Raw genomic sequence first — 13,082 nt, forward strand, 5'->3', positions numbered from 1 at the left:
AATATATTTTCTTTTAAATATAAATATTTATAAAATTTATTTTGATCCAAAATCATTACTAAATTCAAACCATCTTAATATAAGAATATTACAATATCAATAATCATGTTTCATAATTTCTGCACATAATTTGCAGATGTTTTTAGTATAAATATATTTATAACAATTATCAATGATTACACACGGGTTTTAGAAAATACTTTGCATTCAAAATCTATTGATGAGATAGTATTTTCTAACTCCCAAAATTTCGAAGAAATTTTGAGGTTGAAGGAAAAAACCATGTTTTTTCCTGAACATTCGAAAATTTATACATAAATTTTTGAGGACAAATATGAATATTAAATCTTTTACATCTATTGCAGATATAGTTTCAATTGCAAACGCTTCATCTGGATTTTTAGCAATTATAATGGTAACTACCGGTAACTTTGTATTAGCTGCTAAGCTTATGTTGCTGGCAGTCATATTTGATGCATTAGACGGGTGGGTTGCCAGAAAATTAAAGAGAGAAGACGAATTTGGCTTTGGGAAGAATGTCGATTCTTTATCAGACATTATATCCTTTGGAGTTGCTCCTGGAATGTTTTTATATATATTAAGCCAGTCTTCTGGAATATTATACATCAATATAATTGTAGCTCTTTTAATAGTCATATGCGGGATACTACGACTTTCAAGGTTCAATGTAATTACAGATTCACATGATGACAAGTTTGTGGGGTTACCTATTCCATCTACAGCATTGATACTTTCGTCATTTTATCTTTCAGGATTTTTCAATGCAGGTTTAGCATTAGTTATTATGACCGTTGTATCTTTATTCATGATAAGCACAGTCAAATATCCTAAATTTAGAGGCATTACAACATTAGCTGTGGGAAGCATACTAATTATAGCAACGCTATTACCTCAAAACATTTTGTCATATATCACATATTTCCCCGCAAAGCTTTTATTTATTATTATGCTACTATACTTATTGATTGTACCAGTTATAGATTTATACATTAAATTCTTTAGAAGTGGTCCGAATGTTAGATAAGATACGTGGAAAAAAGAAAGACGATAAAGATACTCCTGATCTTAGGGGGAATAACAATAAAAAGGATGACTCCGATATAGGAGGGCGTCTTAAAGGCATGGTAGGCAAAGTAACTGGAAAAGGAGACGAGGATAAAAAAGAAGAAATGAAAACTCCTCCCGAAAGGAAAATGCCAAGACCTATGCCTAAACCTATGGCAAAACCTGGTGCAAAACCTGGTGCAAAGCCGCGATTAAAACCTCCTCAAAAGAGGCCTGATGATAAACGACCTGGAATGGGTGGTTTTGGAAGAAGAATCCCTGATGATGATCAGAAGACTCTCGTCGGGGCTGCAGTTTTTGGAATTATATTGATTGTACTTGTTGGGGCAGGTTACTACTTTTTAGTCTACGCACCTTATCAGGACACGCTATCAAACGCCAAACAAACAAAACTTGCCGCAGTTAATACCTACTTTACAGGACCGCTGGCAACAGATGCACGGGGAATAAATATTAGAGCCCAAATTTCAAGCGCTACTACGCCTGATCAGGTAGATGCTATAGATGTACTGGGTCCGGCAACAGAGGCTTGGAGAGAATATCAAAATCAACAGATTAATACGCAAAAAGATGCCTATGGACGAGTCATGATAACGTATAACGACAGCACCGGCTCGCAAAAGAACTCAATAGTTAAGGTTGCAGATGCTAAAGCAATAGTTAAACAGGCAGATGCTAGTGTTTTATCACAAATGGAGATTACAACCCCAGATACCGTTGCTATTCCAATAATCATTTCCAGACTGCAGGCTGCTGGAGGCCTTATAAATGTCGGAAATTCTGTTGACGTGTATTTAATGAATGGAACCACTTCAAACACTACTGTGTCAACAACAAATGGCACTCCTCAAATAAGCGGAGCAACTGTTCTCGCAATTTTAAGAGCTAAAGACAGCGGAACCATAAATGCAAACAAGTCCCATGCACAGACTGTTGCCATGAGTAACTTAGTTTCAGGTAGTTCACGCAGTGAATCAGCATCAGAAGATGTTGAAGAACTCTTAAAAGCTGCTGCAGCTGATAACTGGGATCAAAGTGAAGTAAGTTCATTATTGAACTCATATGGTTGGAAATTATCAGATTTCGAGAGAACATCAAACCTCGGAGAACTTGACGCGCAATACCTGTTGTTACTAGAGGTTCCAAGAGAAAATGCAATATTCCTTATACAAAACATGAACAATGTTATACTTACAGTTCCAACCCAGCAAGCTCCTAACTGGATGATTAAGGAGCTAAAACAAATATACGGATAATCATCTAAAATAGGTTATATGTGGTAACTCGGACCATTTACAAGGCCACATATACCACATATTATTAAAAGGGGAAAAGGGGATATTAATGAATATAAACAAGATATGTGTTGTATTAATTGTATTAGTAGCATTTATAGGAATAATAGGTTCAAATTCAGATAATAATGCAGTATATGGAGCAGTAACATGGATAAAATATAATCAATCCAACGTTGGTTTAAGTAACCTTGTCGCCACCATAACTGTAACTATAAAAAATAAAGGAAACCATGTCGAATATTTTAAGATAAGCAATGTGTACCAAGGTAGTCTAGCCGACGATAGTACAATAAAATGGGTTGTATATGACACGAATCCATCAGCAGTGAAAATGGTTGATGCAGTTAGTCCAGAATTAGGTGGAGACTGGGGATGGAAAATACAACCAGGACAAACAAAAACAGTATCATTTACAGTCTATGCACTTGGATCAATGGGAGTATACCCTAACGGTGCAAGCGATCAAGCAGTTATAGTTAACGAAAACGCTTCAGACAGCACTTACTGGCCAATAATTCCAGATCCTGGTATAGATGCTTCATGGTTCCAACCAAATGAAATAGAGATACTTAATCCAAACCTGGATCTTAAATCATGGAAAGGTACTTTCACATTCAAACTTACAAATCGAGCAGATAACTGTGTATCAGGAATAATAAGAGCCCCAATTGTACCTACTGATTCAAAACTTATATACAGTAACCCTAAAGTGACATTCAAAGATAAAGACATTGTAATGGACGGATCAATTGCAGCATGGGATGTTACTTTAGGTGCAGATTGTACCAAATGGTTCACATACACTTACTACTGGCCTTGCTCAGGTTCATCATCATCAGGCACAGGGAAATACACATCAGCATCAGTACAAACAGCCAATGCAGCATCAGACAACACATCAGCATCCACTAAAAACACAGGAATTCCATACCTCCCATTCGCAATTGGGGGTATTTTAGCTGCTGGCGGACTAGCCTATGCAAGGCTTAGATGATAATTCATGGTGAATAACATTAACCTTAATAATAATAAGCAATAAAAAAAGGTTACATGAAGTTATCAACATTTTTTATCATTGCGGGGATGGTAATCATCTCCCTTTATTTTATGGTTGAAGTAAGTTTCTATGCAACAACAGAAAATGTTGTTTTAAATAAATCAGATACTCCTTTTCTTGAAATACCAAAAATAGGTGTTGATCAAAATATCAACAACAAATCCGTAAATTACGGTGTATATTATGAGCCCCTATCTTCAAAACCGGGCTACGGGACTACAGTACTCGCAGGACACCGGACATTTTACAGTTCTCCATTTGTAAATCTTGATAAGCTTAAAGCGGGAGATAATATAACTATATCCTGGCCAGAAATAGGAAATGTCCAGTATAAAGTGGTAAGATCATATATCGTTCCAGCATCATACCAGCTGCCCCTAGATCAGGGAAAAACTCTTATTTTGTATACATGCTATCCTCTTGGATCATCCAAAGAAAGACTAATTATACAGGCAAATCAAACTAAAATAGTTCCATTTAGCTATTCAAAAGCAGCGAATGCAGATAATGGAAAAACATCTTTTCCCTATGCACCTTTATTAATAGCTGCCTTTTTAGGAATAGGTTTAATTTTAAGCTACCTATATCCAGTACAAGAAGATAAAATATTTATTTTCATGACTGCCATTGCTCTTACGCTATTTTTAGTATTTGGATATTACTTCCCAGTCCCTGGAGATCAAATATCATCGCAGATATCCAATTTAAGCGATATATTTGGAGGTTGAAGGAAAATCCAGAATGAATTTTCCGAATTTTCGAAAATTTTACAAATTTTCGAAGGCCCAAACACGAAGTGTTTGAGGACCCCAAAATCAAAGCTTGCAAATCTTTGATTTGCGCCCCAAAAATTCAAAGAATTTTTGAGGGATTTTGGAGGTTGAATAAAATCTCTTCGAGATTTTAAAAACCGGGGAAAACTTGTTTCCTCGGCCGCAAAACTGTCAAAATCAAAGATTTTGACGCCATGAAAATTTTCAATTTTCACAGGCTTTGTTTTGCAGGCCCCAAAAACAAAGATTTTGGAGGCTAAATCCAGATATACACAAAATTTTATAATTAGTACCACTTAAATATAAAACCAGGTAGATTTTAATGGACATCGATGATAAATATTTCAAAAATATTTCAAGCAGAGAAAGGACAATTTTTGAAGGTGCAATTACAATGGGCGCACTGTTCCATCAGTTTGTTGGAACACCTGTAAATTCAGAAAGTGCAGAAACACTTGAAAAATCCATAAAAAAGGCAATGGAACTTCAGCCATGCATTGAAGAAGTTGAAGTAAAAATAGATCGTAAGATGCTTGAAGAAGCTAAAAGTAAATTCAATTATGTATCTTTAAACGGAGATATGCTTGACATACGAGTAGTTTCGAAGTATGCTGGTAAAAAAGCGGTTTTGAGGATGGAATACATTGAGGAGTTGAAGTACCCTTTGATGTATGTTGAGGATATTGATGACTAGATAAACTTACAGTCCTCCCCTGTAATTACTTTTTTGTGGTGACTTTATGGACAGTTTAAAAATATATGGCGATTTAAAATTTGCTATAAGATGTGTGGATGTCTGGAAAAAGCTGAAATCATCTGATGCTGAGATGGAAAAGGTTCTCAAGCATGAAGCAGATAAAAAAGGTTTAGATCAAAGCACTTTATTTTGCCAGCCCCTACAAGATTATTTAGAGATGTTAATTGCCATGATCCAAAGTGAAACTGGAGAATGGTTTTTTTATGTAGATATTGCAGGTATTTTATATGATTTTGTTGCAACAGAAGAACTTTCAGTATATAAAACAGAATCGGGTTATTGTGTCTGTTTCAAAAAATAAGAATTATTGGCACAATTTATGATACATTTATTTTTATATAACTACTGACACATATTCATTTAAGATTATTTTATTATTGTATATTCTATTCTTTTATAAACTTCCCAGTGATAACATGATAAAAGTCGATAAAGAACTATGTAAGGGGTGCAACATATGCACAGAATTTTGCCCCTTTAAGGTTTATGAGCAATCAAAAAAACCTAATAAAAAGGGAGTTCGTCTTCCAACTCCGGAGCACGAAGATAGATGCACCAAGTGTGGTTTATGTGCATTAATGTGCCCAGATCAAGCTATACGAGTTGAAGAGAAAGAAGAATAACCTAAATAATTAAAATTGGAGACGTTAAAATGGTGAATACTGAAAATTATTTCATACAGGGTAACGAAGCATGTGCAAGAGGTGCCATTAAAGCAGGGTGCAGATTCTTTGCTGGTTATCCAATAACTCCTTCTACAGAAATTGCTGAAGATATGGCAGTATTTTTGCCTAAAGAAGGAGGATCATTCATACAGATGGAAGATGAAATTTCTGCACTTGGTGCAGTTATCGGTGGCGTTTGGGGAGGTCAAAAAGGAATGACTGCAACATCAGGGCCCGGAATTTCCTTAATGCAGGAACATATAGGTTACGCTGCCATGACAGAAACTCCACTTGTAATTGTTAACATGCAGAGGGGAGGTCCTTCAACTGGACAGCCTACAATGGCCGCCCAGGGAGACATGATGCAGGCAAGATGGGGGTCACATGGGGATTATGAATTAATAGCCCTTTCACCGTCTTCGGTACAGGAATGTTTTGATTTCACGGTAGAAGCGTTTAATTTAGCAGAAAAATACCGAGTACCGGTTCTAGTAATGGGTGACGAGATTGTAGGACACATGAGGGAAAAAATTACCGTGCCAGATAACGTTAAAATCACTCCTCGAAAAATGCCTGAAGAAGGGCCTGAAACATTCTTACCATATAAAGCAGACCCTGAAGGTGTGTCACCAATGCCTCCATTTGGAGCAGGTTATAAAATGCATATCACGGGACTTACACATGATGAAAGAGGTTACCCTGATACTTCCCGTCCAGAAACTCATTCAAAGCTTGTAAAAAGGCTCTGTAATAAAATACTTAAAAACAGAGATAAAATAAGCAGGGTTAAAGAATTATATACTGATGATGCAGACATTGTTGTGATTTCATATGGTGCACCTTCCAGATCTGCAATTACTGCAGTTAAACAGGCGAGAGAAAAGGGTATTAAAGCGGGACATATTAAATTAGAAGTTGTATGGCCTTTCCCTGAGGAAGTAATTAAATCTGCAACAGAAGGGGCTAAAAAAGTATTTGTTGTAGAAATGAACCTTGGACAGATGGTCCATGAAGTAGAACGGGTTATCTGCGGAGCTGCAGATGTAGAGCTGCTCCCAAAAATAGGGGGAGAAATGCATCTTCCAGGCGAAATATTGAATAAAATAGAATCATGCAAATAAAAATTAATTTAAAAATGTTTATTTAAGTTCAGGAGATGAAAAAATGGCTAGTACACTACAAGGAAGTCGTTTTACAGATTATTTAAGGGAAGAGCGGCTGCCACATATTTTTTGTGCTGGATGTGGAAATGGAATTGTGATGAACACATTCTTCAACGGCATGAACATGGCAGAATTTGATCTTGATAATATCGCAATGGTATCTGGAATAGGATGTTCTTCAAGGATCCCCGGATATATAAAATGCGATTCACTTCATACAACACATGGAAGACCAATTACATTTGCTACAGGAGTTAAATTAGCAAATCCTGACCTTGATGTAGTTGTATTTACAGGAGACGGGGATGCTGCGGCTATTGGAGGTAACCACCTAATTCATGGTGCAAGGAGAAATATAGACCTCACTGTAATATGTATAAACAACAGTATTTACGGGATGACAGGAGGTCAAATCAGCCCAACATCACCAAAAGGCAGTTATGGAAGTACCGCCCCATATGGAGCTCTTGAAAGACCTTTCAGTCTGGCGGATCTTGTAACTGCAGCTGGAGCAACCTATGTTGCAAGGTGGACCACAACTCACGCCATGCCGCTTTCACTTTCCATTAAGAAAGGTTTACAAAATAAAGGATTTTCATTCATTGAAGTCATTTCACAGTGTCCAACCTATTTCGGAAGGAAAAACAGGATGAGGACTCCCATTGAGATGATGGACTTCATGAAAAAGAACAGTGTCCTGAAGGAAAAAACTGTAAATATGAGTGAAGAAGAACTTGAAGGAAAAATAATTGTGGGAGAATTTGTTGATAAAAGCCTGCCAGAATATTCAGAAAGGCTTTGTGAACTGGTAAATGAAAAATGTGAAAATGGAACTCCCTCAGAATCAATTAAAGCAGCTTATAAAAGTTAAAAAAAAATACGAGGGATTAAATTGCGGAAAGATATAAGAATTGCGGGATTTGGTGGTCAGGGAATCATACTGGCCGGTATTGTTATTGGAAAGGCAGCTTCTCTTTATGATAATATATTTGCTGTTCAAACACAATCTTACGGTCCTGAAGCAAGAGGAGGAGCTTCAAAGACAGAAGTAGTTATAAGTGACAGTGAAATTGACTATCCTAAAGTTCAAAAGCCAGATATATTCATTGCAATGTCCAATGAAGCATTGATGGCATATTTAGATGATCTTAAAGATGGGGGAACATTGATAGTTGACCCTGACATGATAAAAGAAGAGGATATACTTCCTTTCATCAAAGAACATAATATCAATTATATTAAAGCTCCAGCAACAAGAACTGCAACAGAAAAGATTAAACTCAACATTGTAGCCAACATCGTGATGGTTGGAGCCATAGTAAAAGCAACAAAAGTGGTATCAGAGGAAGCTGCAAGGAATGCTATAGCAGCAAGCGTGCCCAAAGGAACCGAAGAAAAGAACATCACTGCATTTGAAGCAGGTATTGATCTTATTGGAGAGGATTAGATTTGAGATGCTTTGAATACAGTGCTAAAAAAATATTTAAAGATGAAGGTATTCCAGTACCTGAAAGTTACGTTGCAAAAAACCCTGAAGAGGCAAAAGATGCCGCTGCAAAATTAGGTAAGCCAGTTGCTCTAAAATCCCAGGTTCTTGTTGGAGGTAGGGGTAAAGCCGGAGGAATAAAATTTGCAGATAGTCCTGAAGAGGCAGGGAAAGTTGCAAAAGAACTTTTAGGTACTGAAATTAAAGGCGAAAAAGTAAGCAAGCTCCTTATCGAGGAAAAGGTCAATATCCAATCTGAATTTTATATAAGCGTGATAATGGACAGGTCTGCTAAAAAGCCTGTGATAATGGCAAGCACTGAAGGAGGTATGGAAATCGAAGAAGTGGCTAAAAAAAGCCCTGAAAAGATAGTTAAATACCATATTAACCCTTTAGATGAATTCCTACCTTACCAGGCAAGGGAAATTGCAAGAAAAATGGGAATTCCCAATGATTTGATTTCGAAAATGGGTACATTCATTTTGAAGTTGTTCAATGTATTTGATAAGTACGATGCAACCATTGCAGAGATTAACCCGCTTGTATTAACTCCAGAAGGACTTATTGCAGCAGATGCAAAATTCGGAGTTGATGATGATGCTCTCTGGAGACATAACGAGTTTGCAGACCTTGAAGAAGCCAAAAAAGGAGAGTTTGCATATGTAACCCTTGACGGCGATATTGCCGTAATTGGAAATGGTGCAGGACTTACTTTAGTAGGTATGGATATGATCAACCTTTACGGTGGAAAACCCGCTACATTTTTAGATATAGGCGGTGGCGCATCACAGGAAAGTATTGCACGTGCAATAAATCTTGTCTTAAGTGAGCCAAACGTCAAAGTGATCTTTTTAAACGTGCTTGGCGGGATAACCCGTGCTGATGATGTTGCAAACGGAGTTATAACTGTTTTAAAAAGTGCAGATCATAAGGTCCCTATTGTCATTAGACTTACAGGAACAAATGAAAAAGAAGGCCAGCGTATTTTACGTGATGCAGGAATTCCATTTGAGATATCTATGGAAGAAGCTGCTGAAAAAGCGGTTGAGATCTGTAAAAGTTTAAGTTAAAAATTAATTATTTATTTTCTTTACTAATTCTTTGAGTTTTTAAGATGAAAATCAGATCTATAGAACTCCCCGAAGTTAATCTGGCATCAACATTTGTTTGGAAAGTATTCTCTGAATTTGTAGCCCCAGAGTATCCGAATTGATACATTTAAAGAATTTATACAACCAGAAGAACTCCAAAAAATGATAGAAAATGAGAAAATTTTCATGTTGGGCTGTTTTGACATGGAAAAACTGGTGGGAGCCGTGGCACTAATGGACTTTTGCCATGTCAGCCTGCTTTTTGTTGATACGGAATATCAATGTAATGGCATTGCAAAATCACTTTTTGCAAAAGCACTGGAGTTATGCATTCAAAAAAATCCAGAACTAGGCGAAATAACAGTTAATTCGTCCACCTATGCAGTTCCAATATACAAAAAGTTAGGGTTCCATATTGCAGGGGAACCAACAACAAATAATGGAATAACATTTGTTCCCATGAAAATGAACATCATAAAAAATAATTTCGTTACTTTAAAGAAGTAAATTATTTATTCTCTTTTAACAGCTCTTTGAGCTCCTTTATTTCAGATTTCATTTCATCCACAGATTTTTCCATGTTTATTATTTTGTTTTTAATTTCATCTTCTTCCTCTTCATGTTCTTCCATAAATACAGAAGCTAAATATGCTGTTAACAAACTGAAAAATCCAGCCCCGACAAGCATCAGGAAAATTCCTATTATTCTACCTCCAAATGATTCAGGAGTTATATCACCGTACCCTACTGTTGATATGGTAGCTATAACGTACCATAAAGCATCCATAGGCGTGTTAATTTCATCAGCAGGTGAACTTTCCATTACCAGCATAGCAACAGATCCCACACATATTAAAATAAAAAATGTGATGAACAGATAACTGAAATTGGTTTTTTGAAAGAAGTTAAAAATATGCTTTTTACCCTTTTCAAGCAGTATAACAATCTTGAATAATCTAACAAATGCAAGATAATTTGTCCATGCAGGCGGAAGTAAAACAAAAAACAATAAGGGTATCATCGCGAAAATATCAATGGCGTCTTCTCTAACAGATGAAGTATAATCTTCTGACCGTTTATTTCGTATAAAATCATAAAAAAGAATTATACATACTATTAAATCAAATCCAATAATATACATGGAATTTGAATAGGAAGGGTATAAAAGAACAAGCCCAATAAGAATAGTATCTAAAAGTACTAAAATAGATATAATTAAATCGTGTGTAGACCTACTTAACTCGATATTTTTATCTAAATTTAATTCTATATGCCCCATCTCTGAAGGAATTAGTTCCTCCTTTTCTGGACATGCAAATTTTGTTCCGCAGTACTGGCAGAAACTTGCATCTTCACTGTTTTCGTTACTGCATTCTGGACATCGTGTCATTTTAACATTCCTATTTGTAATAACATGGAATTAGTTTCTTTGTTATCTATCTGTTTAAGTATAAAAGTATTGAATTAATTAAGTCTACTACAGATTTTATTATGTACATGCAAGATCTCATGAAGCAAGCGGATAAATCTATAATTTGACACGCGAAATCCTTGATTTTGATAGCTAGAAAAAAAATTATAATTGTTTTATTAACCCTTCAATGATACACTTTAATACAATTCCTGAAACTGGAATGGCGTATTCATGCCCATTACTTGCAATATTAATGTTAACCCTATTGATCCCTATAAAATACTCAGTTTTTTGCTTGTTTTCCCTTCTGGAAGCTATTCCGTCCCTATAAGGTTCTATAAATATAATTTTCCTTAAATCGATATTATTAGTACGCTTACTTCCTGTGAAAACCAGCCTTTTATTTGTTAAAGTGAGCATTCCCTGATCTACAGTTCTTAATTCTTCATGAGATTCACTGTGTGATGAAAAATTTCCTACTTTAAAAGATATCCCTTTTGCAGCCTGAAAAGTTTGTCCACCATAAGTTCCCCTTGTTTGTCTAACTGCTCGAGGTTCCCAAAGTGCTATATCTGACCAGAAAAGAAAAGCTCTCTCATTCTTTTTTAAAATTATGGGAGAATTTGTATCTGCAAATGTAACTTTTCCATGTGATGCATCTACCAACCAGGAATTAATATCCAGCTCTTGCTGTTTAGCGTCTGAAATCCCACCGTCTGCTATTTTTATCCATTCTCTTTCTGTGAGAACTTGTTTTCCATACTCCTGCCAAACAGGGTTTGATTTATCGTTTACTCTGGTCAATTGATAATTTTTACCTTTTTTCTTGAAGGTAGATCCACATCGTTCACATTCACAGATATGGATTGTTGTAATTCCGAGCATTCCCTTATGATCATGGTAAACTAATGGACCATCCCCACAAACAGGACATTTCTCAATCCATATTTTTTCTGCTTGCAGCCTTTTTTGAGTAAGTTTTTTATTTTCCAAGCTCGTAAGTTTCGCCCCACAGTACTGACAGAATTTTGCTTCTTCGTTATTTTCTTTGCCACATTCTGGACAGAAAATCATTTCATCATTTGAAACCATTTAATCATCTTCTAATCGCATATTTATCTATTTAACAGCCTACTTCCAAAAAAAATAAATAAAATGACAATACCTCTTTTTTTAGTTTTAGGATACTATCTTAGCATCTATTATACTTGGTACTGTTCTTTCTCCACCCATTACAGTAGTATAAGATGTTGGTCCATCATATGTTCCAACTATAGTTACACTCTTATCTTCATATGCACTTAAATCAGAACCTTCTACCAGTATATCCTTCCCTGCTGAGTTCTCAATCCGAAGATTATATCCATCTGATTGTAAAACAGTTCCAGTAACTTTCACGTATGTTCCTTTCGCTATACTTGATCCATATAACTGAACAATAGTAACAGTTTTAGGTGTATCCACTGATGTAGTTGTCTGAGTCGATGTAACATTAGACTGAGATGATTGTGGAGTAGCATTTGTGTTTTCTGGAGATAATAATCCCCCAATTCCCACTATAAGAATAAGCCCTAAGCAGCAAATTCCCACAATGCCAATTAAAGCTTTACCCTTCGTACTCTGTTTACTCCACCAGCCCATTGGCCCCCCAGACGTGCTTTTAGATTCTTTAGGCGCTGATGTGTCTGTGACATTGCTTAAATCAGTCCCACAGCCTTCACAGAATTTTGCAGTGACTTTATTTTGTTTTCCACAATTTGGACATTTTGCCAATTCCTTTGCCTCCATTTTATTTTTTAACTAATTAAAATCCATTTTATGGATTTAACCAAAATCCCCAGTCCAATCCCTGCAATTAAGCCAGTGTAAAATCTCAAAGTATTGTTACTTTCCCTGAATCCAAAAAACTGAGTTAAGCCATCTGAAAATGTTGGTATTATCATTAAAACAGCTGCTAAAATTACTGTAATGTTATACTGGACATAAACAAAATAAACGAAAATATAATAAGAAAATGTCCCTATATAAATCCCCGTACACCGTGAACAAACTGGAAAATAATGATTCCTGATTTTAAAAGTTCTTTCTGGTAATCTATGACATATAAACACTTTAGAAAGATTTGTATCTGAATTATCCATTGATTCCTGCAAGTTTTGGTTATCCATAAATCGACGTACTTAGATTTGTTTCTAATAATAACATAATTTACTATCATTATAAAATAGAAAAATTTATATTTTTAATCAAAAAAATATAAACTTTTAACACGTTAAATATATTAAATATGCT

General features: G+C 35.7%; 16 protein-coding genes. 12 read left to right on the forward strand and 4 right to left on the reverse strand.

Annotated features, from left to right (window positions below; translation table 11 throughout):
* Positions 1-334 precede the first annotated feature (334 nt).
* The 12 genes from AAGU07_RS06600 (at position 335) to AAGU07_RS06655 (ending at position 9,883) form a co-directional block, all read left to right on the forward strand.
* Positions 335-1,045 (forward strand): archaetidylserine synthase, encoded by a 711-nt coding sequence (locus AAGU07_RS06600; RefSeq protein WP_342458337.1) that lies wholly within the window; start codon positions 335-337, stop codon positions 1,043-1,045.
* A complete protein-coding gene (locus AAGU07_RS06605; RefSeq protein ID WP_342458338.1) occupies positions 1,035-2,342 on the forward strand; it encodes a DUF515 domain-containing protein in 1,308 nt (435 codons plus the stop codon). The genes AAGU07_RS06600 and AAGU07_RS06605 overlap by 11 nt, the downstream gene beginning before the upstream one ends.
* Positions 2,343-2,430: 88 nt before the next feature.
* Entirely contained in the window at positions 2,431-3,378 is a 948-nt protein-coding gene (locus AAGU07_RS06610; RefSeq protein ID WP_342458339.1) for a hypothetical protein, read from the forward strand.
* 56 nt (positions 3,379-3,434) lie between these two features.
* Complete coding sequence (locus tag AAGU07_RS06615; RefSeq protein WP_342458340.1) at positions 3,435-4,169, forward strand: class E sortase; 735 nt, start codon at positions 3,435-3,437, stop codon at positions 4,167-4,169.
* A 367-nt stretch (positions 4,170-4,536) separates the two neighbouring features.
* Entirely contained in the window at positions 4,537-4,908 is a 372-nt protein-coding gene (locus AAGU07_RS06620; protein WP_342458341.1) for a dihydroneopterin aldolase family protein, read from the forward strand.
* A gap of 46 nt (positions 4,909-4,954) precedes the next feature.
* Entirely contained in the window at positions 4,955-5,272 is a 318-nt protein-coding gene (locus AAGU07_RS06625; RefSeq protein ID WP_342458342.1) for a hypothetical protein, read from the forward strand.
* Between the two features lie 115 nt (positions 5,273-5,387).
* The gene (locus AAGU07_RS06630) at positions 5,388-5,594 is read left to right on the forward strand and encodes a ferredoxin family protein (protein WP_342458343.1); all 207 of its coding nucleotides are present in this window, start codon (positions 5,388-5,390) and stop codon (positions 5,592-5,594) included.
* A 29-nt stretch (positions 5,595-5,623) separates the two neighbouring features.
* Positions 5,624-6,757, forward strand: a complete 1,134-nt coding sequence (locus tag AAGU07_RS06635; protein WP_342458344.1) for a 2-oxoacid:acceptor oxidoreductase subunit alpha — start codon at positions 5,624-5,626, stop codon at positions 6,755-6,757.
* 43 nt (positions 6,758-6,800) lie between these two features.
* Positions 6,801-7,670 (forward strand): 2-oxoacid:ferredoxin oxidoreductase subunit beta, encoded by an 870-nt coding sequence (locus AAGU07_RS06640; RefSeq protein ID WP_342458345.1) that lies wholly within the window; start codon positions 6,801-6,803, stop codon positions 7,668-7,670.
* Between the two features lie 21 nt (positions 7,671-7,691).
* Entirely contained in the window at positions 7,692-8,246 is a 555-nt protein-coding gene (locus AAGU07_RS06645; RefSeq protein WP_342458346.1) for a 2-oxoacid:ferredoxin oxidoreductase subunit gamma, read from the forward strand.
* A 2-nt stretch (positions 8,247-8,248) separates the two neighbouring features.
* Positions 8,249-9,355, forward strand: coding sequence for an ADP-forming succinate--CoA ligase subunit beta (sucC, locus tag AAGU07_RS06650; protein WP_342458347.1), 1,107 nt, complete (start codon positions 8,249-8,251; stop codon positions 9,353-9,355).
* Positions 9,356-9,538: 183 nt separating this feature from the next.
* Positions 9,539-9,883, forward strand: coding sequence for a GNAT family N-acetyltransferase (locus tag AAGU07_RS06655; RefSeq protein WP_342458348.1), 345 nt, complete (start codon positions 9,539-9,541; stop codon positions 9,881-9,883).
* 1 nt (position 9,884) lies between these two features.
* Here AAGU07_RS06655 and AAGU07_RS06660 read toward each other — a convergent pair whose 3' ends face one another.
* From AAGU07_RS06660 to AAGU07_RS06675, 4 genes are all read right to left on the reverse strand, one after another.
* Positions 9,885-10,766, reverse strand: a complete 882-nt coding sequence (locus tag AAGU07_RS06660) for an ion channel (RefSeq protein WP_342458349.1) — start codon at positions 10,764-10,766, stop codon at positions 9,885-9,887.
* A 186-nt stretch (positions 10,767-10,952) separates the two neighbouring features.
* Positions 10,953-11,882: a zinc-ribbon domain-containing protein gene (locus tag AAGU07_RS06665; RefSeq protein WP_342458350.1), complete on the reverse strand. Its 930-nt coding sequence runs from the start codon at positions 11,880-11,882 to the stop codon at positions 10,953-10,955.
* A gap of 87 nt (positions 11,883-11,969) precedes the next feature.
* Positions 11,970-12,563, reverse strand: a complete 594-nt coding sequence (locus tag AAGU07_RS06670) for a zinc ribbon domain-containing protein (RefSeq protein WP_342458351.1) — start codon at positions 12,561-12,563, stop codon at positions 11,970-11,972.
* A 23-nt stretch (positions 12,564-12,586) separates the two neighbouring features.
* Positions 12,587-12,931 (reverse strand): DUF2085 domain-containing protein, encoded by a 345-nt coding sequence (locus AAGU07_RS06675; protein WP_342458352.1) that lies wholly within the window; start codon positions 12,929-12,931, stop codon positions 12,587-12,589.
* Positions 12,932-13,082 lie beyond the last annotated feature (151 nt).

This window comes from Methanobacterium sp. (genome assembly GCF_038562635.1).
In the GTDB taxonomy this organism is placed as follows: domain Archaea; phylum Methanobacteriota; class Methanobacteria; order Methanobacteriales; family Methanobacteriaceae; genus Methanobacterium_D.

Bases quoted from the DNA above. Each gene is read 5' to 3' on its own strand.
- AAGU07_RS06600 (WP_342458337.1), top strand. From the start codon at position 335: ATGAATATTAAATCTTTTACATCTATTGCAGATATAGTTTCAATTGCA.
- AAGU07_RS06605 (WP_342458338.1), top strand. From the start codon at position 1,035: ATGTTAGATAAGATACGTGGAAAAAAGAAAGACGATAAAGATACTCCT.
- AAGU07_RS06610 (WP_342458339.1), top strand. From the start codon at position 2,431: ATGAATATAAACAAGATATGTGTTGTATTAATTGTATTAGTAGCATTT.
- AAGU07_RS06615 (WP_342458340.1), top strand. From the start codon at position 3,435: ATGAAGTTATCAACATTTTTTATCATTGCGGGGATGGTAATCATCTCC.
- AAGU07_RS06620 (WP_342458341.1), top strand. From the start codon at position 4,537: ATGGACATCGATGATAAATATTTCAAAAATATTTCAAGCAGAGAAAGG.
- AAGU07_RS06625 (WP_342458342.1), top strand. From the start codon at position 4,955: ATGGACAGTTTAAAAATATATGGCGATTTAAAATTTGCTATAAGATGT.
- AAGU07_RS06630 (WP_342458343.1), top strand. From the start codon at position 5,388: ATGATAAAAGTCGATAAAGAACTATGTAAGGGGTGCAACATATGCACA.
- AAGU07_RS06635 (WP_342458344.1), top strand. From the start codon at position 5,624: ATGGTGAATACTGAAAATTATTTCATACAGGGTAACGAAGCATGTGCA.
- AAGU07_RS06640 (WP_342458345.1), top strand. From the start codon at position 6,801: ATGGCTAGTACACTACAAGGAAGTCGTTTTACAGATTATTTAAGGGAA.
- AAGU07_RS06655 (WP_342458348.1), top strand. From the start codon at position 9,539: ATGATAGAAAATGAGAAAATTTTCATGTTGGGCTGTTTTGACATGGAA.
- AAGU07_RS06660 (WP_342458349.1), bottom strand. From the start codon at position 10,766: ATGACACGATGTCCAGAATGCAGTAACGAAAACAGTGAAGATGCAAGT.
- AAGU07_RS06665 (WP_342458350.1), bottom strand. From the start codon at position 11,882: ATGGTTTCAAATGATGAAATGATTTTCTGTCCAGAATGTGGCAAAGAA.
- AAGU07_RS06675 (WP_342458352.1), bottom strand. From the start codon at position 12,931: ATGGATAATTCAGATACAAATCTTTCTAAAGTGTTTATATGTCATAGA.